The sequence below is a fragment of the Terrabacter sp. R4-6 genome, from assembly GCF_057529065.1.
Window position 1 is genome coordinate 1801426 of the sequence record NZ_CP197224.1, and the last position, 17744, is coordinate 1819169.

A 17744-nucleotide genomic window follows, 5' to 3' on the forward strand; every position below is an offset into this window, starting at 1 on the left:
GTCACGGTTGTGTTCATTGAGTTCTCGCGACGGGTGCTGACGGCCCCCGCGCGCTGGAGCGTCGCGCGCCAGACCTTCGCGCTCCAGGTGCTCATCGCGGTGCTCGTCGTCGCCGCCGGGCTCGCCGGGGCGTACGGCCAGGCGCAGCGCGCGGGCGACCAGGAGGCCATCGCCCGGGCCCTAGCGGTCGCCGAGACGATGGCGGCGACGCCCGACGTCGTCGCCGGCGTCGAGGGGCCCGACCCGTCGGCGGCCCTCCAGCCGTACGCCGAGCGGGTGCGGGTCGAGTCGGGCACCGACTTCGTCGTCGTCATGAGCCGCGACGCGATCCGCTACACCCACCCCGACCCGACGCAGATCGGCAAGAGGTTCCTCGGCCACACGGAGGCGGCCCTCGCCGGAGGCGTCGTCGAGGAGGACTACACGGGCACGCTCGGGCCGTCGTCACGCGTCGTCGTGCCCGTCACCGACGAGGGGAAGGTCGTCGCCCTCGTGTCGGTCGGCATCCGCAAGTCGGCGGTCGGCGAGCGGGTGCGCACCCAGCTGCCGGGACTGCTTCTCGCCGGCCTCGTGGCGGCGCTGCTGTCGGGTCTCGGGACGGGCCTCGTGTCGCGCCGCATCCGGCGGCAGACGCACGGCCTCGGCGAGCAGCAGCTGCGCGAGATGTACGAGTACTACGACGCCGTCCTGCACGCCGTCACCGAGGGCCTCATCATCACCGACCTCGACGGCCGGCTCCGGCTCGCGAACGACGAGGCGACGCGGCTGCTCGCGCTGCCCGCCGACGCCGTGGGTCGCCCCGTCGCGGAGCTGGGGCTGACGCCCGCCCTGACCGCTGCGCTCACCGACGACGCCGCGCACGAGGACGAGCTGCACGTCACCTCGGCGCGGGTGCTCGTGCTCAACCGCGGCCCGGCCCGCTGGCAGGGTCGCCTCCTCGGCCACGTCGCCACCCTGCGCGACCGCACCGACCTCGAGGCCCTGACGGGAGAGCTCGACTCGGCCCGGGGCCTCACCGAGGCACTCCGCTCGCAGGCCCACGAGTCGGCCAACCGGCTCCACACGATCGTCAGCCTCATCGAGCTCGGGCACACCGACCGCGCGCTCGACTTCGCCACCGACGAGCTGCAGGTCTCGCAGCTGCTCACCGACCGCGTCGTCGGCTCGGTCGACGAGCCGGCCCTGACGGCGCTGCTGCTCGGCAAGGCGGCCGAGGCGCACGAGCGCGGCATCGCCTTCGAGATCGAGCCGGGCGCGCACTGGCCGCGTGACGTCGCACCCACCCGTGACGTCGTCACCATCGTCGGCAACCTCATCGACAACGCCCTCGACGCCGTGGCCGGCGAGCCCGGCGCACCCCGCCCCGAGCGGTACGTGCGCTTCGACTCGAGGGTCGAGCAGGGGCATGCCGTCCTCGAGGTCTCCGACGACGGGCCGGGCCTGCCGCCGGGTGCCGTCGACGACGCCTTCCGGCGCGGCTGGTCGACGAAGGAGCAGGGCAGCGCGGGTCGCCGCGGCATCGGGCTCGCGCTCGTGGGGCAGACCGTGGAGCGGCTCGGCGGGACGCTCTCCGTGTCGGGCCCGCCGGGTGCGACGTTCACCGTGCGACTGCCCGTCCGTGATGGGGTCAACGGTGGCGGGGTCGGCGGTGGCGACGATGAGTGAGGCGACGGGGTCGCAGGTGCTGCGGGTCCTCGTCGTCGAGGACGAGCCGATCGCGGCGGAGGCCCACACGGCCTACGTCGGCCGGGTCGACGGCTTCGAGGTCGTGTCGACGGTGGGGACCTCCCAAGCGGCGCTGAAGACGTTGCAGGACAAGCAGATCGACGTCGTCCTGCTCGACATGAACCTCCCGGACCGGCACGGCCTCGACGTCGTGCGCGCCATGCGGGCGGCCGGGCACCGCGCCGACGTCATCGCCGTCACGTCGGCGCGCGACCTCGACGTCGTCCGCGCCGCGGTGTCGCTCGGGATCGTGCAGTACGTCCTCAAGCCCTTCGTCTTCGCGACCCTCCGCGAGCGGCTGCTCGCCTACCGCGCCTACCGCGACCAGGTGACGAGCGGCGCCGAGGTCGGCACGCAGGCCGAGGTCGACGAGGTCTTCGCCGGCGCCCGCGTCGCCGCCGAGGCGCGGCTCCCGAAGGGCATGGGCGAGGAGCTGCTGGCCCGCGTCTCGCGCCTGCTCCGCGAGTCCGACGGCGGCCGCTCGGCCACCGAGCTCGGCGACGCGCTCGGCGTCAGCCGTGTCACCGCGCGTCGCTACGCCGAGTACCTCTGCGAGACAAGGGTCGTCGTGCGACGGTCGAGGTATGCCGGCGCCGGGCGGCCCGAGGTCGAGTACCTCTGGGCGCGGTGACGCCTCAGGCCCGCGCCGGCGTCCGTCGCCCGAGGCGGGCGAGCACGCGCTCCTGACGGTCGGCGCCGTCCGGGACGGGCACCGCGGGCTTGCAGACGCCGTCGTCGTAGAGGTGCTCGCCGAACCCGTCGGCCGACCGGTCGAGCATCTCGAGCTCCTCGTCCGACAGGTGCTCGTCGAGCCCCGCGGCGACGGCGATGTCCCAGCGGTGGACGACGAGGTCGAAGCCGTAGAAGGTGACGATCGACGCCCCCACGGTCGTGTGGCCGAAGACGCCGTCGTACTCCTTGCCGGCCACTCGCGGGTCGGCGAGCAGCTCGCGCATCCTCGCGTCATGGGCCTGCCAGAGGGCACCCGGTTCACCGGGGTCGGCGGTGGTCGTGGCGTCGACGCCGTGCTGCTCGAGGAACTCGCGCTGGGTCGTGACGACGTGGGTCAGGACGTCCCGGGCCGCCCAGCCCGCGCAGGGGCTCGGGGCATCCCAGGCGTGGGCGGGGACGCGGTCCACGACGGCGCGGAACGGTTCGGCGAGGCGGAGGTAGGAGCCGAGGACGTCGGTGGTGTGTGAGGTCATGCCGTCACCGTAGGAAGCCGCCCGTCGGCGGGTCTTGATACTTTCCGACACGTGACGACGTCTGCCGGGGCAGGACGGACGGCGGCCCGCGACGACATCGAGCGGGCCCACCTCGTCGACCCCACCGACCGCACGTGGTCGATCGCCCGCAGCTCGGTCTCGCCCGACCTCGAAGGCCTCGCCCGGCGGTTCTGGATCCCGGTGTGGGACGTTCCTGCGGGACGTGACTCCGTGCAGCGGGTCCTGCAGTACCCCGTCTGCCTCGTCGTCGTCTCCGACAGCTACGCGCGCTTCTACGGCGTCGTGTCCGGCCTCTCGCACACGATGCTGACCGGCCGGGGCTGGGCGGTCGGCGTCATGCTCCAGCCCGCGGCGGGTCACCTCGTGACGCGGGAGCCGGTCCGGCGGATGACCGACCGCTACGTCGACCTGTCGACGCTCACCACCCTCGACGGCGCGAACCTCAGCCGGCGGGTGAGGTCGGTGATGCGGCCTGACCCGACGTCGGCGCAGGCCCAGGCGGAGGCGCGCGAGGTCGTCGAGGACGCCCTGCGGCCGCTGCTTCCGGTCGACGACGAGGGGCTCCTCGTCAACGCCATCGTCGAGGACGTCGAGACCTCCCCCGAGCTGCTGCGCGTCGACGACCTCTGCGCGCGTTTCGGCATCAGCGAGCGGACGCTGCAACGCCTGCTGCACAAGCGGATCGGCCTCGGCCCGAAGTGGCTCATCCGCCGCCGGAGGCTCCAGGAGGCGGCCGACCGGCTGCGCGACTCGGACGCCGAGCTGGCCGGGATCGCGGCGGAGCTCGGCTACGCCGACCAGGCCCACTTCACCCGTGACTTCCGCAAGGCGACGGGCATGACGCCCGGCGAGTTCGCATCACGCTTCCGCTGACGGAGGGGGCGGCGCGGCCCTACGTGGCGTTCGCTCGGAGCCGGGCGGCATCCAGACGATGGCTCCCTCCGGCCAGCAGGTGCGCTGCTTCGGCTCGCGACCCGGCACCCAGCGTGTGCAGGAGCACCGCGACGTCGGCGGTGACCGTCCTGAGCGAGACGTCGAGGTCACGAGCGATGGTCGAGTCCTTGGCGCCGAGCACGAGCCTCCGGGCGATCTGGCACTGGCGAGAGGTGAAGGGCGGCTTCTGCCCGCTCGGGACACCGGGGTGCGACAACCTCGACGTCAGCTCCCAGATGGCGCGGACGCGCGTGATGACGTCGCTCCGCGTCGTGAGCCACGCCGTCGGGTAGCCCTCCTCGCTGTGGGGTCCACCGACGACGGCGACGGACTCGTCGACGAGGATGAACTGGGAGCGGGCGGGGCCGAAGTGGACGTGGGGGATCTCGGAGGTGAGCAGGGGGTACAGGTTCAGGCTGCGCTCGGTCGTGATGCACCGCAGGTCGACGCCACGGCGTCGCGTGTGGTCGTCGAGCCGTGTCATCTCGTTGGCCGGGTCGTAGCCGAGGATCGGGTGCATCGTCCAGACGCTGCGCTGTGCGGTGGGTTCGAGGGCCGTGAGCCCCCTGTCGATCTGTGCGATGCCGACGCCCAGCCGTCGGAACCCCGGCGTCGGGCGACCGGCGAGCAGCTCGACGACGTAGCCGCTCACGAGCTGGGTGAGGTCGGCGGCCGCCGCGTAGAGGTCGAGCCCGGCGCCGGTGGAGTGCTGACGCTCGCTGTCGCCGTGCACGGGCACCTCCTGGTCGCACGAGGTCCCGGTGGGGTCTCGCATCCCGCCCCACGGGACCGTCGGGGCGGACCGGCGTTCCCACCGTAGGGGGAACCGGGCCTAGCTCGCGAGGACGTGGGCCTGGCCGTGCGTCTGGCGTCGCAGCGCTGCCGCGCACTCGGCGACGACGGCGAGCGCCAGCGCGGCAGCCGTGTCGTCCGCGGGCTCGGGCACGATGCGGCTGACGATGCCCCGCGCGGCGAGGTCGAGCACGCCGACCTGCTGGAGCTCGGCCATCTCGGCGGCGTGCGACACGTCGCCGTGGACGATGGCGCTCGCACCCTCGGGAGGGAGCGGCGAGAGCCAGGCGTGCTCGGCGGCGATGACCTCGCGGGCCGGCAGCAGCGCGAGCGCCCCGCCACCACAGCCCTGCCCGAGCACGACCGACACCGTCGGGACGGTCATCGTCGTCAGGGTCGCGATGCACCGGGCGATCTCGCCGGCGATCGCGCCCTCCTCGGCGTGCGCCGACAGCTCGGCGCCGGGGGTGTCGATGACGGTGACGAGCGGCATACCGAGCTCTTCCGCGAGCCGCATGGCGCGCCTCGCCTCGCGCAGCGCCCCCGGCCCCATCGGCGACGTCGGCGACTGACGTGCACGGTCCTGGCCGACGAGCACACAGGGCTGGCCGTCGAGCCGGGTCAGCGCGACGAGCATCGTCGAGTCCCGCTCACCCTCGTCGGTGCCCCGCAGCCGGAGCGTGCCGGTCGCGCCGTAGCGCAGCAGCTCGCGCACCCCGGCGCGGTCAGGGCGCCGGGTCACCTCGATGGACTCCCACGCGGACAAGTGCCGGCTCGGCTCGCCGGACCCGTGGTCGAGGCGCGGCAGCGTCGGGCCGTCGACGAGGACACCGAGCGCCCGGTCGACGAGCATCGGCAGGTCCTCGGCGGCGACGACGGCGTCGAGCACGCCCTTGGCCGCGAGGTTCTCGGCCGTCTGCACGCCGGCCGGGAAGGGCACGCCGTTGAGCGCCTCGTAGACCTTCGGCCCGAGGAAGCCGACGAGCGCCCCGGGCTCGGCGACGGTCACGTGCCCGAGCGACCCCCACGACGCATACACGCCGCCGGTCGTCGGGTGACGCAGGTGCACGAGGTAGGGCAGCCGGGCGGCGCGGTGCGCCATGAGCGCCCGCGAGATCTCGACCATCTCGATGAACGCGGGCGTCCCCTCCTGCATCCGGGTGCCGCCGGACGCCGTCGAGGCGAGGACCGGCAGCCCCTCGGCGGTCGCGCGACGCACCGCGGCGGTGATCCGCTGGGCCGCGGCCCGGCCGATCGAGCCGGCGAGGAAGCGGAACTCGTTGACGACGACGGCCACCGGCCGACCCCTCACGAGTCCACGACCCGTGAGCACGGACTCGTCGGTGCCGGCCTTCGCGGCCGCCGCCTCGAGCTGGCGCCGGTAGTCCTCGGGCTGGCCACTGATGTCGATCGGCTCGTCCCACGACTCGAAGGAGCCGGTGTCGAGCACGAGGTCGAGCAGCTCGTGCGCGGTCCACGGTCGGCGCGCCATCACTCCTCCTTCAGCCAGGCGCGGATGGCCGCGCCGTCCTCGTCGAGGGTCGGCGGCGCGTCGTGGTCGCGGCGTGTCACCTCGGTGCCGTCGCCGGCGAAGAAGCGCAGCGGCGGCCCCGGCAGCGTCAGCGGCCCGAGCGTCGGGTGCTCGACCTCGACGAGCAGCCCCTGGCTCGCGGTCTGGTCCCACGCGTACACCTCGTCGAGGCTGCGCACCTTGCCCGCGGGCACGCCGACCTCGGCGAGCCGGGCCAGCAGCGGCTCGGCGTCCCAGTCGGCGAAGGCCGCCTCGACGACCTCGATGACCCGCTCGCGCTCGGCGACGCGCTCGGCGTTCGTCGCGAGCCCCTCGGCGGCCGGGTCGAGCCCGAACGCCGCGCACAGGCGCTGCCACAGGCCCTCGCTGCCGACGGCGATCTGGACGAAGCCGTCGCGGCAGTGGAAGAGGCCGTAGGGGCTGATGGACGGGTGGTGGTTGCCCGCCGACCGGCCGACCTCTCCGGCGACCGTCCACCGGGTGCCCTGGAAGGCGTGCACGCCGACGACCGCGGCGAGCAGCGAGGTGCGCACGACGGAGCCCTTGCCGGTGCGGTGCCGCTCGTTGAGGGCGGCGACGACGCCGTAGGCGCCGTACATCCCCGACAGGAGGTCGGCGATGGGGACGCCGACGCGCTGCGGGTCGTCCGGACCGGACCCCGTCAGCGACATGACGCCGGCCTCGCCCTGGGCGATCTGGTCGTAGCCGGCACGCCCACCCTCGGGCCCGTCGTGGCCGAAGCCGGTGATCGACAGCACGACGAGCCGGGGGTTGCGCTCCATGAGCGAGTCGATGCCCAGACCGAGCCGTTCGAGCACCCCGGTGCGGAAGTTCTCGACGAGCACGTCGGCCCGGTCGACGAGCGCGAGCAGCACGTCGCGGTCCGCCGCGTCCTTGAGGTCGAGGGTGATCGACTCCTTGTTGCGGTTGGCCGACAGGAAGTAGGTCGACTCACGCCGGCCCTCCTCGCCGACGAAGGGTGGGCCCCAGCCGCGGGTGTCGTCCCCGCGGCCGGGAGCCTCGACCTTGATGACGCGCGCGCCCTGGTCGGCCAGCATCATCGTCGCGTGCGGTCCCGCGAGGGCGCGGGACAGGTCGACGACGAGGATGTCGGAGAGGGGTCCAGACACGGTCATTCGGTCACCATCCGGGAAGGATCAGGGCGGCCCACACGAGCAACGGGCCGGCGACGACCACGATGACGCTGTAGGTGAGGATCTGCTTGTAGTACACCGGTTCGCTGATGCTGTCGGGCCGGTTGGCCAACATCAGGGCGCCGTTCGTCGAGAACGGGCTCACGTCGACGATCGTCGAGCTGATCGCGAGCGCCGCGACGAACGCCGCCGGCCCGATGCCGCCGTTCGCGATGAGCGGCACGGCGATGGGGATGATGACGGGCAGCAGCGCCGTCGACGACGCGAACGCCGAGACGACGCCACCGACGTAGCAGAGCACGAGCGCCCCGATGACGGCGGCGCCGAGGCCGGCGGCCCAGCTGCCCACGAACTCGGGCGCCTTCGCCTCGGTCAGCACGGCGGCATACGTGCTCACACCGGCGACGAGGAGGACGGTCGGCCACGCGACCTGCTTGATGGCGTCCTTGTGCTGGGTCGGCGAGAGCATCGCGAGGATCACCGCGGCGGTGATCGAGACGAAGCCGATGTTCTTGTCGAAGGCCAGCGCGATGACGGCCACGAGCGTGAAGGCGACGAGCGTCAGGACCTGGTCGCGCTTGACGCCGAGCGCCTGCGTCCGGGTGGCGGTCATCGTGCCGGTGCCGCGCGTGGCGACGCCGACGCCGCCGCGGTGGAGCTCCTCGGTGATCGAGGCGCCGCCCATCGGGCCGTCGACGTCGTCGAGGTCGTCGGCGCGCAGGTTCATCAGGCGCCGGCCGCCGAGGACGAGGAAGAGGATGACGGCCATGAGGACGTTGACCGCGAGGCTCGCGAGGAAGACGGTCATCTCGCTCGACGGGAGGCCGTTGTCCTTCATGACGGAGTTCGTGATCGTGCCGTAGATGCTGATCGGCGAGAAGCCGCCGCCCTGGGCGCCGTGCACGACGAACATGCCCATGAGGAGCGGGTTGATCTTGTAGCGGCCCGCGAAGCCGAGCGCGATCGGACCGATGATGGCGCAGGCCGCGGGGCTCGCGGCACCGATGGCCGTGAGCAGGGCCGTCACGAAGAACATGACCCACGGGATGAGGGCGACGCGTCCACCGACGGCCCGGACCGCGGATCTGACGATGAGGTCGACGGTGCCGTTGTTCTTCGCGATGGCGAAGAGGTAGGTGACGCCGATGAGGGTGAGGATGAGGTCACCGCTGACGCCGGCGAGGATCTCCTTCTCGCTGAGCTGCAGCGAGTAGACCCCGACGAGCCAGGCCGCCACGTAGGCGAGGGCTCCCATGTTGATCGGCAGCAGCGTGCCGATCACGAAGAGTGCGACGAGCGCGATGATCGAGACCCATTCCGGTCCCATGCGTGTCCTCCGTCGGTCGCGGCCAGCGCGCCTGGTTCCACGCCCTGGTGACGAGGCTCATGGCTGGCTCAGTGGCCTAGCCAATAGGCCAATGGGTTGACTGTCAATAGAGTGACCCCATGTCGACATCGGGGATGTCCCGCCTCACGCGCACCCGGCTCTACGAGCAGGTCGCCGAGCAGATCACCGCGTGGATCCAGTCGAACGGTCTCACGACGGGAGACCGCCTGCCTCCCGAGCGCGAGCTCGCGCAGCGTCTCGGCGTCAGCCGCGCCACGCTCAGCCAGGCCCTCGTCGCGCTCGAGGTCATCGGTGTCGTGACCGTCCGGCACGGCGACGGCACGATCCTGTCGGACGCCTCCGGCCCGCGCCGGATCGTCGAGGCCATCCGTGCGCACGCCCACCGGCTGCCCGAGATCATCGACACCCGCGACGCCCTCGAGACGAAGATCGCGGCCCTCGCGGCGGCACGGCGCACGGCCGACGACCTCGCGCGCATCGACGAGGCCATCGCCGAGATGGCCCGCGACGTCGAGGCCGGCGGCCGCGGCGTCGAGGGCGACGAGCGCTTCCACGGTGCCGTCACCGCCGCCGCCCACTCGCTCCTGCTCGCCCGGCTCATGGACGAGATCCGCGACCTCATCCGCGAGACCCGCATCGAGTCGCTCAGCCAGCCCGGCCGCCCCGCCGACTCGCTCGTCGGGCACCGGGCCATCGCCGACGCGATCCGCTCCGGCGACCCCGAGGCGGCGGCCGAGGCCATGCACGCCCACGTCGTCATGGTCAGTGACGTGGCGGTGCTGCGAGACGGGTCGTGACGCCCCTCGAGATGCTCGCCGTCCTCGGCGCGGGTCTCGGCGCCGGCATCCTCACCTCGACGGTCGGGGTGGCCTCGCTGGTCAGCTTCCCCGTCCTGCTCGCCGTCGGACTGCCACCCGTCGTCGCCAACGCGTCCAACACCGTCGGCCTCGTGCCCGCCGGCGTCAGCGGGTCGTTCGGCTACCGCGCCGAGCTGCGCGAGCACCCGCGCATCACGTGGACCGTCGTCGTCACGTGCGCCGTCGGCGCGGTCGGCGGCGCGGTGCTCCTCCTGGCCCTGCCGCCCAGCGTCTTCGAGGCCGTCGTGCCGTGGCTCATCCTCTTCACCTGCCTGCTCGTCGGCGTGCAGCCCTGGGTCGCCCGCTGGCTGCGGTCCCGCGGCGGCGACGACGTCGGCCCGCGCACCCGGATGGGGCCGGTGACGACCTTCTTCGCGCTGCTGACCGGCGTCTACGGCGGCTACTTCGGCGCCGGCTCGGGCGTCATGATGGTCGCCGTCCTCGGGCTCGGGCTCGACATCGACCTGCGCGTCGTCAACGCCCTCAAGACCCTCGCGATCTTCGCCGGCAACGTCGTCGCCGGGCTCATCTTCGTCGCCGTCGCCGACCTCGACTGGCAGGCCATCGGGCTGCTCGCGGCCGGCTCGGTCGTCGGCGGCTACGTCGGCGCCCGCGTCGGCCGCCGGCTGCCGCCGACGCTCTTCCGGGTGCTCGTCGTCGTCGCGGGCGTCGTCGCCGCGGTCCTGCTGCTCCGCTGACGCGGAGACCGAGGGCGTATGCCGTGACGCCCGCCCCACGCGTGCGCGCCCCTCAGGCGCTGGTGGCCTCGCGGTGGCGGCGGGCCAGCTCGACGTAGACCTCGGCGTTGGCGCGGATGCGCGCGAGTCCCGGCTCGTCGATCTCGCGCCGGACCGTGCCGGGCACCCCGGCGACGAGCGAGCGGGGCGGGATGACGGCGCCCTCGGGCACGACGGCGCCGGCGGCGACGAGGCTGCCCGCGCCGATGTGGGCCCCGTTGAGCACGACGGCACCCATCCCGACGAGGCAGTCGTCCTCGACGGTGCAGCCGTGGAGGACGGCACGGTGGCCGACCGACACACCTGCGCCGATGCTCGTCGGGTGCCCGGCATCGGTGTGCACGACGACGCCGTCCTGCAGGTTGCTGCGCTCGCCGAGCACGATCGGGTCGAAGTCGGCGCGGAGCACGGCGGTGTACCAGACGCTCGAGCCCGCCCGGAGGTCGACGGCGCCGACGAGGTCGGCGCTCGGCGCCACCCAGGCGGTCTCGTGGACCACCGGGGTGACGCCGTCGAGGCTGACGATCACGTCAGTGCGCCGAGACGCTGTCGGTGCGGTCGGTGCTCTCGACCCGGCCGGTGGCGTGCAGCTCGGCCGTCGACATCTTGCGACGGATCCACGGCACGAGCGCGAGGAGCACACCGGCGACGACGAGGGTGATGACGCCGTTGACGAGGTAGTACACCGCGTCGCTGAGGCCGCCCATCGCCTGGATGAGCTGGGCGGCGATGGCCTGACCCGCTGCGCTGCCGAGGAACCACAGCGCCATGGCCTGGCTCGCGAAGGCCCGCGGCGCGAGACGGGTCGTGGCCGAGAGGCCGACCGGCGAGAGGCAGAGCTCGGCGACGGTCTGCATGACGAAGATGCCACCGAGGATGTAGACCGGCGCCGTGTTGCCCTGGAACGTCGCGAAGGCCCAGGACATGGCGAGGGCCGACAGGCCGATGATCGTCACACCGAGGACGAACTTCATCGGGGTCGACGGGAAGCGTCCGGCGCGCTTGGTCCAGATCCAGCCGAAGATCGGCGCGAGCAGGACGATGGCGAGCGGGTTGATCGACTGGAACCACTCGGGGTTGATGCTGATGCCCGCGGTCTCCGTGACGGTGTTGTCGGCGGCGAAGATCGCCATCTTGCCGGCGGCCTGCTCGAAGATCATCCAGAAGAGCATCGCGCCGATCCACAGCGGCAGGTAGGCCGCGAGGTGCGACTTCTCCTCGCGCTCGACCTTGGGGCTGCGGAACATCATCGTGAAGTAGGCGATCGGGGTCAGCACGGCGACGATGGAGATCGCGTCGATGACCTGGTCGAGCACCGTGTCGCGCCACAGGCCCGCGACGACGACGATGACCGCGAAGGCGACGACGGCGCCGACGGCGAGGGCCGCGACGCGGCCGCGCTCCTCGGGCGAGAGCGGGTTGGGCACGTCGTCGACGGCGGGACCGAGGGCCTTGCGGCCCAAGACGAACCACGCGATGGCGATGGCCATGCCGACCGCCGCGGCCGAGAAGCCGACGTGGTAGCCGTAGTGCTCACGCAGCCACCCCACGACGAGCGGCGAGAAGAACGAGCCGATGTTGATCGACATGTAGAAGATCGAGAAGCCGCCGTCGCGGCGCGCGTCCTCGGGCTTGTAGAGCGTGCCCACCATGGCGGAGACGTTGGGCTTGAGCAGGCCGGTGCCGAGGGCGACGAGCGCGATGCCGAGCCAGGCGGTCGCCGCGGCCGGGATGGCGAGACAGACGTGGCCGGCCATGATGACGACGGCACCGTAGAGGGTCGAGCGTCGCGCGCCGAAGAGACGGTCGGCGGTGAAGCCGCCGATGATCGACAGGAGGTAGACGGACGCGCCGTAGATCGCGACGACGGCGGTGCCGGTCGTCTCGTCGATGCCGAGGCCGCCGTTGGCCACGGTGTCGATGAGGAAGTAGAGCAGGATGGCGCGCATCCCGTAGTAGGAGAAGCGCTCCCACAGCTCGACGAAGAAGAGGGTCGACAGTCCCTTGGGGTGCCCGAGGAACGCCCGGTCGTCGGCGCTGGCGCCCGACTCGGGAGTCGGTGGTCGGTCCTGGGTCTGTGTGGTCATGCGATTCTCCCAGCCCCTCGTGAGGGCAGTTCGACGGTTGGACAACCACCCCAAACTAGGCGGGTCCCACCGTCGGACTCAAACCCTGGAGGTGCGCGCGACGCCCGCCCGCAGGGCCAGGGCGTCCTTGACGAGGCCGGTCGCGAGCGCCGCTCCGACGCCCTCGCCCGCACGGATCCGCAGGTCGAGGAGGGGCTCGAGACCGAGCTCGCGCAGCACGAGGGCGTGGGCCTTCTCACGTGAGCGCTGTCCGGCGACGAGGTGCGCCGCGACGGCCGGCTCGAGGCGCACGGCGGCGAGCGCGCACACCGACGTCGCGAGGCCGTCGAGCACGACGATCCCGCCGGCCTCGGCCACGCCGAGCGTCACCCCGGTGAGCACGGCGAGCTCTCCCCCGCCGAGGCGACGGACGGCCTCGTCGGGACCGGCGCGGCCGACCCGGGCGAGCGCCCGAGTCACGACGTCGCGCTTGCGGTCGAGCATCGCGGCGTCGGCGGACGAGCCGCGGCCGACGACCTCGTCGGCCGGCACGTCGAGCAGGGCTGCGACGAGTGCGGCGGCCACGGTCGTGTTGCCGACACCGACCTCGCCGAGCGCCACGGGACCGGCGCCCGCCAGCGCGAGACCGCGCTCGCGTCCGAGAGCGAGCAGGGCGGCATACGTCATCTCGTCGAGCGCGTCGGAGGTGACGAGATCCCCTCTGCGGCAGCCGATCCCGGCATCGACGAGCTCGATGTCGAGGCCGGCCGCACGTGCGGCCACGGCACCCATCGACGTGCCCTCGCGGGTGGCGCGGGCGACGTCGGCGGTGACCGACGCGTCGAAGGCGGAGATGTCGTATGCCGTCACGGCATGGTCGGCGGCCGCGACGAGGAGGGTGCCCCGACCGTCGACGGCAGCCAGCGCGGTGATGCGGTCGAGGACGGTGTCGAGGACGCCGAGCGAGCCCGGCACGGCGAGGAGGTCGTCGGAGCGGTCGCGGGCCGCGACGACGTCGGCCGGCTCGGGGGCGCGCAGGTGCGAGGGCGGGGCGTCGCGCTCGGTCCAGCGCTCGCGCATGACGACCTGCTCGAGCGGGAGGCGCCTGCTCCACCCGGCTCGCTCGAGGCCGGGCTCGGGTGGGCGCTCGTCGGGCCAGCCGAGGCAGAGCCAGCCGAGGGTCTCGACGCCGTCGGGCAGGCCGAGCAGGTCCGCGAGCTCGGCCGGCTCGAAGAGGGTGACCCAGCCGAGGCCGAGGCCGTGGGCGCGGGCGGTCAGCCAGATGTTCTCGATGGCGGCGGCGCACGACCAGAGGTCGGCATCGGGGAAGGTCGCCCGGCCGAGCACGCCGGCGGCCGGGGTGCGCCGGTCGCACGCGACGACGACACCGACGGGCGCCTCACGGATGCCCTCGAGGCGCAGGTCGAGCAGACCACGCGCCGACTCCTCGGCCATCCCGGCGGCCTGCCGCAGCCGGCACCGGTCGGCCATGAGGGCGGCGGCGTCGCGGGTCGCGGCCTCGGTGACGACGACGAAGCGCCACGGCTGGCTGTGCCCGACCGACGGGCCCCGGTGGCCGGCCGTGAGCACCGCCGTGAGCACGTCGTCGGGGACGGGGTCGGGGCGGAAGCGACGGATGTCGCGGCGCGCGCCGACGACGCGCTCGAGGGAGGCGAGGTCGTCGCGCAGGGCCCAGGCGTCGGGCGCGTGGGCCCGCTCGGCGGCCGACGACGGGTCGCCGATCGTCGGGACGGGCCTGCGGTAGCTCACGGGGCCGACTCTAACGAGGAGCTCACCCGATCCAGGACCGGGTCACGCCGAGCACGCGGGTGCCGTCGGTGTCGGCGAGCGACATCCCGACGAAGGCGGTCGCGCCCTCCGAGGTCTGCCAGCGGAAGCGGTAGTCGGTCGACGTCGCGGCGTCGGCGATCGCGACCGCGGCGTCCCGGGAGGACTGCGCGTTCGCGAAGGCACCCGCGGACCGCGCGAGGTAGGCGTCGAGCTGGACGGCATACGGGTCGGTGGGATCGCTCTCGGGACGGGCGACGTTGCCGACGAAGTCGCTGGCGACGGCGGCGGGCTCGATGACCGAGACGTGCACGCCGTGGGCGAGCATGACGACGGCGAGCGACTGCATGAAGCCCTCGACGGCGAACTTCGCGCCGCAGTAGGCGTCCGCGAAGGGTTGCCCGACGGCTCCGCCGACACTCGTCACGGTGAGCACGGTGCCGGACCCGGCCTCGCGCAGGTGCGGCAGGACGAGCTTGGTCAGGGCGACGGGGCCGAGGTAGTTGACCTCGAGCTGGTCGCGGATCTCGTCGAGGCTCAGCTGCTCGGCGGTGGCGACGGCACCGCGCCCGGCGTTGTTGACGAGGACGTCGATGCGGCCGTGGTCGGCGAGCACCCCGTCGACGCAAGCTCGGGCGGCCTCGTGGTCGGTGACGTCGAGGGCCCGGACGTCGAGCTCGACGCCGGCCTCGGCTGCCGCGTCGGTGAGAGCCGTGGCACGGCTCGTGTCGCGCATCGTGGCGACGACGGTGAGGCCGCGGCGGGCCAGCTCGACGGCGGTGTGCAGGCCCATGCCCGAGGAGGTTCCGGTGACGAGGGCGACCGGCTGCGCGTTGGCGTTCATGCGGGCGACGCTACGCCCGCCCGGGTCAGGCGTCGATGTCGTCGAGGCCCGCGATGACGATCTCGAGCAGCCGGGCCAGCTCGTGCCGCTCGGCGTCGGACAGGCCGCGCAGCGTGTCGCTCTCGACGACGTTGGACTCGCGGACCGCGGCGCTGAAGAGGGCCCACCCGTCCGTGGTCAGCGAGACGAGGGTCCGGGTGCGGTTGGACTCGTCGGGCCGGCGCTGGAGCAGGCCGCGGCCGGCCATCTTGTCGAGGCGGTGCGTCATCGACGAGGGCGCGACGTTGGACAGGTCGGCGAGCTGGCTCGGGGTGAGGCACGTGTCGCCCGCGCGGGCGAGGGAGGCGAGCACCGACCACTCGCCCTGGGTCAGGTCGAGGTCGGCGAACTGCCGGACGTACCACTGGTCGAGCTTCTTCGTCACCGAGAACACCGCGGTGATGACGCGCTGCACCGACTCCTCGCCGCCCGCGGCGACATAGGTCGCGACGTCCGCGGCGTGCTCCTGCTGGGCGGTCTGCCGTCGCTTCGCTGCCATGGAAAGGCATTGTCGCACCCGTGCGGGGTGCTACTCTTTCGAAGTCGAACTTCGATGACGAAATATTCGATACCGAAGCTGCGTTGACTCCCGAAGTCCGCCTCCCCGTCCTTCCGAAAGGGTGTGAAACCCATGCGCACCAAGCTGCTCATCCTCGCGTCGTCCATCGGCATGCTCGGATGGGGCACCGTGCTGCCCTACCAGTACGCGTATGCGGCCAACACCCGCGGCTGGGGGGCCCTCGCGGCCGCCCTGGCCAGCACGCTCTTCTCGGTCGGCGCGCTCGTCGCCGCGCCCTTCGCCGGGCGCCTCAGCGACCGCTTCAACCCGGTGACCGTCGCCGTCGTGGCCAAGCTGCTCGCCGCCGTCGGCGTCGGCAGCCTCGTCTGGGCCGAGTCGGCCCCGGCCTTCCTCGTCGGCATGTTCGTCTTCGGCTTCGGCCTGACCGCGGCCGGCCCCGCCGCGTCGGTGCTCGTGCTGCGCTGGGCCGGGAGCGACGACCGCCGCAAGGTCTTCGCCTACAAGTTCACGGCCGAGGCCATCGGCATGGCCGTGGGCGCCTTCGTCGCCGGCCAGTTCGTCGACCTCTCGCGCACCGACGGCATGACGTTCGCCTTCGTCGCTGCGGGCGCCGGCTTCGCCATCTCGGCCGTCCTCATCCACGTCGCCGGCATCGGTGCCCCGAGCGAGGTCGCCCCCGACCTCGCTGCCGGTGAGGCCGAGACGCGCCTCAGCACGATGGAGGCCCTGCGCCGCATCTTCGCCGTGCCCGCCCTGCGCTGGACCGCGGTCGTCGCGGTGGCCCTGGCCCTCGGCTTCTACGCGCAGTTCGAGTCCGGCCTGCCGGCGTACGCCCTCACCGTCCTCGACGTCGACGAGTCCGCCATCGGCCTCGCCGCCGCCGTCAACTGCGTCGTCATCGTCGCGCTCCAGGTCGTCGTCGTCCGCGTCACCGCGCGGCGCAACGCAGCCAGCCTGCTCATGGTCGTCGGCGCCATCTGGACCCTGTCGTGGGTCGTCCTCTCGGTCGCCCAGCTGACCCCGGAGGTCGCCTCGGCCCTCTTCGTCACGACGTTCGGCATCTTCGCCGTCGGCGAGACGATGTACGCCCCGGTGCTCAACCCGCTCACCGCGAGCCTCGCCCCCCGCGGGCTCGTCGGCACGACGCTCGGCACGTTCACGGCGATCCAGACGACCTTCTCGGCCGTCGGACCGCTCGTCGCCGGCGCCCTGCTCGGCATGGGGCTCGCCAACGGCTTCCTCGGCCTGCACCTGGTCATCAGCCTCGTCGCCGTCTACGGCGCCTGGCGCCTGCGGGCCGCGCTGCGTGACCGCCGCGTCGAGGAGCGCCGAGTCGCGGCGCAGCGGGCGGCGGCCGACGGTCCGCTCGAGCCGGCGACCGCGGCACTCGCGGCCTGACCTCGCCGGCCTCGCTCCCTCAGGGGGCGAGGTCGGCGACCGGCGTCAGCAGGTAGCGCCCGGCCATCCCGACGGTGCGCGACAGCGTCCCGAGGAAGTCGGTCCGGAGCGGCTCGACACCCTCGAGCGACCACAGCACGCGGGCGTTCGTCCAGGCGGCGTCGCGGGCACGCGAGATGCTCCAGCCGCTGACGAGGTTCGCGACGGGGCCGGCGTACTGCTCGTCGACGGCGAGGGCGATGCCGTCGAGGAAGGACCGGCGGACGTCCTCCTGCACCGCAGCGAGCAGGTCGTTGACGCGGTGGTAGTCGGCCTCGACGCCGGGGCTGTCGGGCGTCAGGCCCAGCTGACGACACGTCGTGACGACGGCCAGCGGGAGGTCGTGGTTGATGTCGGCGTTCATCCCGGCGAGCGCGAACTGGATCGGCACCCGCCCGGGCTCGAGCCGGGACGAGAAGAGCGGCTGCCACGACGCGTCGGGGGTGCCGGCGCCCACGGCGTCGAGGTAGAGACCGGCGAAGACGAGGTCGAGCCGCGTCACGAAGGCCTGGTTGCCGAACCACCCCTCGACGAGCCGGTCGCGCACGAGCTCGGTGACGCGGAGGTACATCCGGTTGAAGGCCGCGACGCCGTCGCTCCCGGGCAGGGCCCGGTCGATCTCGCGCATCCGCTCGACGACCGCGTCGACCGACGCCAGCTGGCCGGGCGCCGGCGGTTCGGGGCGCGGCTGACCACCGATCCGCGAGCGGACCCACGCCACTGCGCCGGAGAGCCACCCCATGCGCC

General features: G+C 73.1%; 17 protein-coding genes. 6 read left to right on the forward strand and 11 right to left on the reverse strand.

The genetic code is table 11. From position 1 onward, the window contains the following. Positions 1 to 9: 9 nt before the first annotated feature. Both ACSSS0_RS08510 and ACSSS0_RS08515 read left to right on the forward strand, forming a co-directional pair. Positions 10 to 1665, forward strand: coding sequence for a sensor histidine kinase (locus ACSSS0_RS08510; RefSeq protein ID WP_487230774.1), 1656 nt, complete (start codon positions 10 to 12; stop codon positions 1663 to 1665). After that, entirely contained in the window at positions 1658 to 2356 is a 699-nt protein-coding gene (locus ACSSS0_RS08515) for a response regulator (RefSeq protein ID WP_487230775.1), read from the forward strand. The genes ACSSS0_RS08510 and ACSSS0_RS08515 overlap by 8 nt, the downstream gene beginning before the upstream one ends. 4 nt (positions 2357 to 2360) lie before the next feature. Here ACSSS0_RS08515 and ACSSS0_RS08520 read toward each other — a convergent pair whose 3' ends face one another. Next, entirely contained in the window at positions 2361 to 2930 is a 570-nt protein-coding gene (locus tag ACSSS0_RS08520) for a TIGR03086 family metal-binding protein (protein WP_487230776.1), read from the reverse strand. Between the two features lie 51 nt (positions 2931 to 2981). On the opposite strand from ACSSS0_RS08520, the gene ACSSS0_RS08525 reads away from it, so the two are divergent. Further along, positions 2982 to 3824 carry a helix-turn-helix domain-containing protein gene (locus ACSSS0_RS08525; protein ID WP_487230777.1) on the forward strand — a complete coding sequence of 281 codons (843 nt, stop codon included), beginning with the start codon at positions 2982 to 2984 and terminating at the stop codon, positions 3822 to 3824. Positions 3825 to 3843: 19 nt separating this feature from the next. Here the strand turns inward: ACSSS0_RS08525 and ACSSS0_RS08530 are convergent, their stop codons facing one another. The 4 genes from ACSSS0_RS08530 to ACSSS0_RS08545 all read right to left on the reverse strand — a co-directional run bounded on the left by ACSSS0_RS08530 (position 3844) and on the right by ACSSS0_RS08545 (position 8688). Beyond that, the gene (locus tag ACSSS0_RS08530) at positions 3844 to 4617 is read right to left on the reverse strand and encodes a LuxR C-terminal-related transcriptional regulator (protein WP_487230778.1); all 774 of its coding nucleotides are present in this window, start codon (positions 4615 to 4617) and stop codon (positions 3844 to 3846) included. 99 nt (positions 4618 to 4716) lie between these two features. After that, positions 4717 to 6168, reverse strand: a complete 1452-nt coding sequence (locus tag ACSSS0_RS08535; protein WP_487230779.1) for a carboxyl transferase domain-containing protein — start codon at positions 6166 to 6168, stop codon at positions 4717 to 4719. After that, positions 6168 to 7343, reverse strand: coding sequence for a CaiB/BaiF CoA transferase family protein (locus ACSSS0_RS08540; RefSeq protein ID WP_435984431.1), 1176 nt, complete (start codon positions 7341 to 7343; stop codon positions 6168 to 6170). The genes ACSSS0_RS08535 and ACSSS0_RS08540 overlap by 1 nt, the downstream gene beginning before the upstream one ends. 4 nt (positions 7344 to 7347) lie before the next feature. Then, positions 7348 to 8688, reverse strand: coding sequence for an SLC13 family permease (locus ACSSS0_RS08545; RefSeq protein WP_487230780.1), 1341 nt, complete (start codon positions 8686 to 8688; stop codon positions 7348 to 7350). A gap of 119 nt (positions 8689 to 8807) precedes the next feature. Here ACSSS0_RS08545 and ACSSS0_RS08550 point away from each other — a divergent pair, with 119 nt between their 5' ends. Next, positions 8808 to 9506: a FadR/GntR family transcriptional regulator gene (locus tag ACSSS0_RS08550; protein ID WP_487230781.1), complete on the forward strand. Its 699-nt coding sequence runs from the start codon at positions 8808 to 8810 to the stop codon at positions 9504 to 9506. Further along, the gene (locus tag ACSSS0_RS08555; RefSeq protein WP_487230782.1) at positions 9503 to 10264 is read left to right on the forward strand and encodes a sulfite exporter TauE/SafE family protein; all 762 of its coding nucleotides are present in this window, start codon (positions 9503 to 9505) and stop codon (positions 10262 to 10264) included. Before ACSSS0_RS08550 ends, ACSSS0_RS08555 begins: the two co-directional genes overlap by 4 nt. 52 nt (positions 10265 to 10316) lie before the next feature. Here ACSSS0_RS08555 and ACSSS0_RS08560 read toward each other — a convergent pair whose 3' ends face one another. The 5 genes from ACSSS0_RS08560 to ACSSS0_RS08580 all read right to left on the reverse strand — a co-directional run bounded on the left by ACSSS0_RS08560 (position 10317) and on the right by ACSSS0_RS08580 (position 15539). Then, positions 10317 to 10832: a gamma carbonic anhydrase family protein gene (locus ACSSS0_RS08560; RefSeq protein ID WP_487230783.1), complete on the reverse strand. Its 516-nt coding sequence runs from the start codon at positions 10830 to 10832 to the stop codon at positions 10317 to 10319. Between the two features lies 1 nt (position 10833). After that, the gene (locus tag ACSSS0_RS08565; protein WP_487230784.1) at positions 10834 to 12390 is read right to left on the reverse strand and encodes a peptide MFS transporter; all 1557 of its coding nucleotides are present in this window, start codon (positions 12388 to 12390) and stop codon (positions 10834 to 10836) included. A gap of 78 nt (positions 12391 to 12468) precedes the next feature. Further along, positions 12469 to 14139, reverse strand: a complete 1671-nt coding sequence (gene bluB / locus ACSSS0_RS08570) for a 5,6-dimethylbenzimidazole synthase (protein WP_487230785.1) — start codon at positions 14137 to 14139, stop codon at positions 12469 to 12471. A gap of 22 nt (positions 14140 to 14161) precedes the next feature. Beyond that, positions 14162 to 15001 carry an SDR family oxidoreductase gene (locus ACSSS0_RS08575; RefSeq protein WP_487230786.1) on the reverse strand — a complete coding sequence of 280 codons (840 nt, stop codon included), beginning with the start codon at positions 14999 to 15001 and terminating at the stop codon, positions 14162 to 14164. Between the two features lie 25 nt (positions 15002 to 15026). Continuing rightward, positions 15027 to 15539, reverse strand: a complete 513-nt coding sequence (locus tag ACSSS0_RS08580) for a MarR family winged helix-turn-helix transcriptional regulator (RefSeq protein WP_435984423.1) — start codon at positions 15537 to 15539, stop codon at positions 15027 to 15029. A 132-nt stretch (positions 15540 to 15671) separates the two neighbouring features. Between ACSSS0_RS08580 and ACSSS0_RS08585 the strand changes: the two genes are divergently transcribed. Then, a complete protein-coding gene (locus tag ACSSS0_RS08585; protein WP_435984422.1) occupies positions 15672 to 16958 on the forward strand; it encodes an MFS transporter in 1287 nt (428 codons plus the stop codon). A 19-nt stretch (positions 16959 to 16977) separates the two neighbouring features. Here ACSSS0_RS08585 and ACSSS0_RS08590 read toward each other — a convergent pair whose 3' ends face one another. Beyond that, positions 16978 to 17739, reverse strand: a complete 762-nt coding sequence (locus ACSSS0_RS08590) for a DUF5995 family protein (protein WP_487230787.1) — start codon at positions 17737 to 17739, stop codon at positions 16978 to 16980. Positions 17740 to 17744: the final 5 nt, after the last annotated feature.

Excerpts from the sequence above, each read along its gene's own strand:
- ACSSS0_RS08515 (WP_487230775.1), top strand. The coding sequence starts at position 1,658 with ATGAGTGAGGCGACGGGGTCGCAGGTGCTGCGGGTCCTCGTCGTCGAG.
- ACSSS0_RS08520 (WP_487230776.1), bottom strand. The coding sequence starts at position 2,930 with ATGACCTCACACACCACCGACGTCCTCGGCTCCTACCTCCGCCTCGCC.
- ACSSS0_RS08580 (WP_435984423.1), bottom strand. The coding sequence starts at position 15,539 with ATGGCAGCGAAGCGACGGCAGACCGCCCAGCAGGAGCACGCCGCGGAC.
- ACSSS0_RS08590 (WP_487230787.1), bottom strand. The coding sequence starts at position 17,739 with ATGGGGTGGCTCTCCGGCGCAGTGGCGTGGGTCCGCTCGCGGATCGGT.
- ACSSS0_RS08545 (WP_487230780.1), bottom strand. The coding sequence starts at position 8,688 with ATGGGACCGGAATGGGTCTCGATCATCGCGCTCGTCGCACTCTTCGTG.
- ACSSS0_RS08565 (WP_487230784.1), bottom strand. The coding sequence starts at position 12,390 with ATGACCACACAGACCCAGGACCGACCACCGACTCCCGAGTCGGGCGCC.
- ACSSS0_RS08585 (WP_435984422.1), top strand. The coding sequence starts at position 15,672 with ATGCGCACCAAGCTGCTCATCCTCGCGTCGTCCATCGGCATGCTCGGA.
- ACSSS0_RS08550 (WP_487230781.1), top strand. The coding sequence starts at position 8,808 with ATGTCGACATCGGGGATGTCCCGCCTCACGCGCACCCGGCTCTACGAG.
- ACSSS0_RS08575 (WP_487230786.1), bottom strand. The coding sequence starts at position 15,001 with ATGAACGCCAACGCGCAGCCGGTCGCCCTCGTCACCGGAACCTCCTCG.
- ACSSS0_RS08540 (WP_435984431.1), bottom strand. The coding sequence starts at position 7,343 with ATGACCGTGTCTGGACCCCTCTCCGACATCCTCGTCGTCGACCTGTCC.
- ACSSS0_RS08535 (WP_487230779.1), bottom strand. The coding sequence starts at position 6,168 with ATGGCGCGCCGACCGTGGACCGCGCACGAGCTGCTCGACCTCGTGCTC.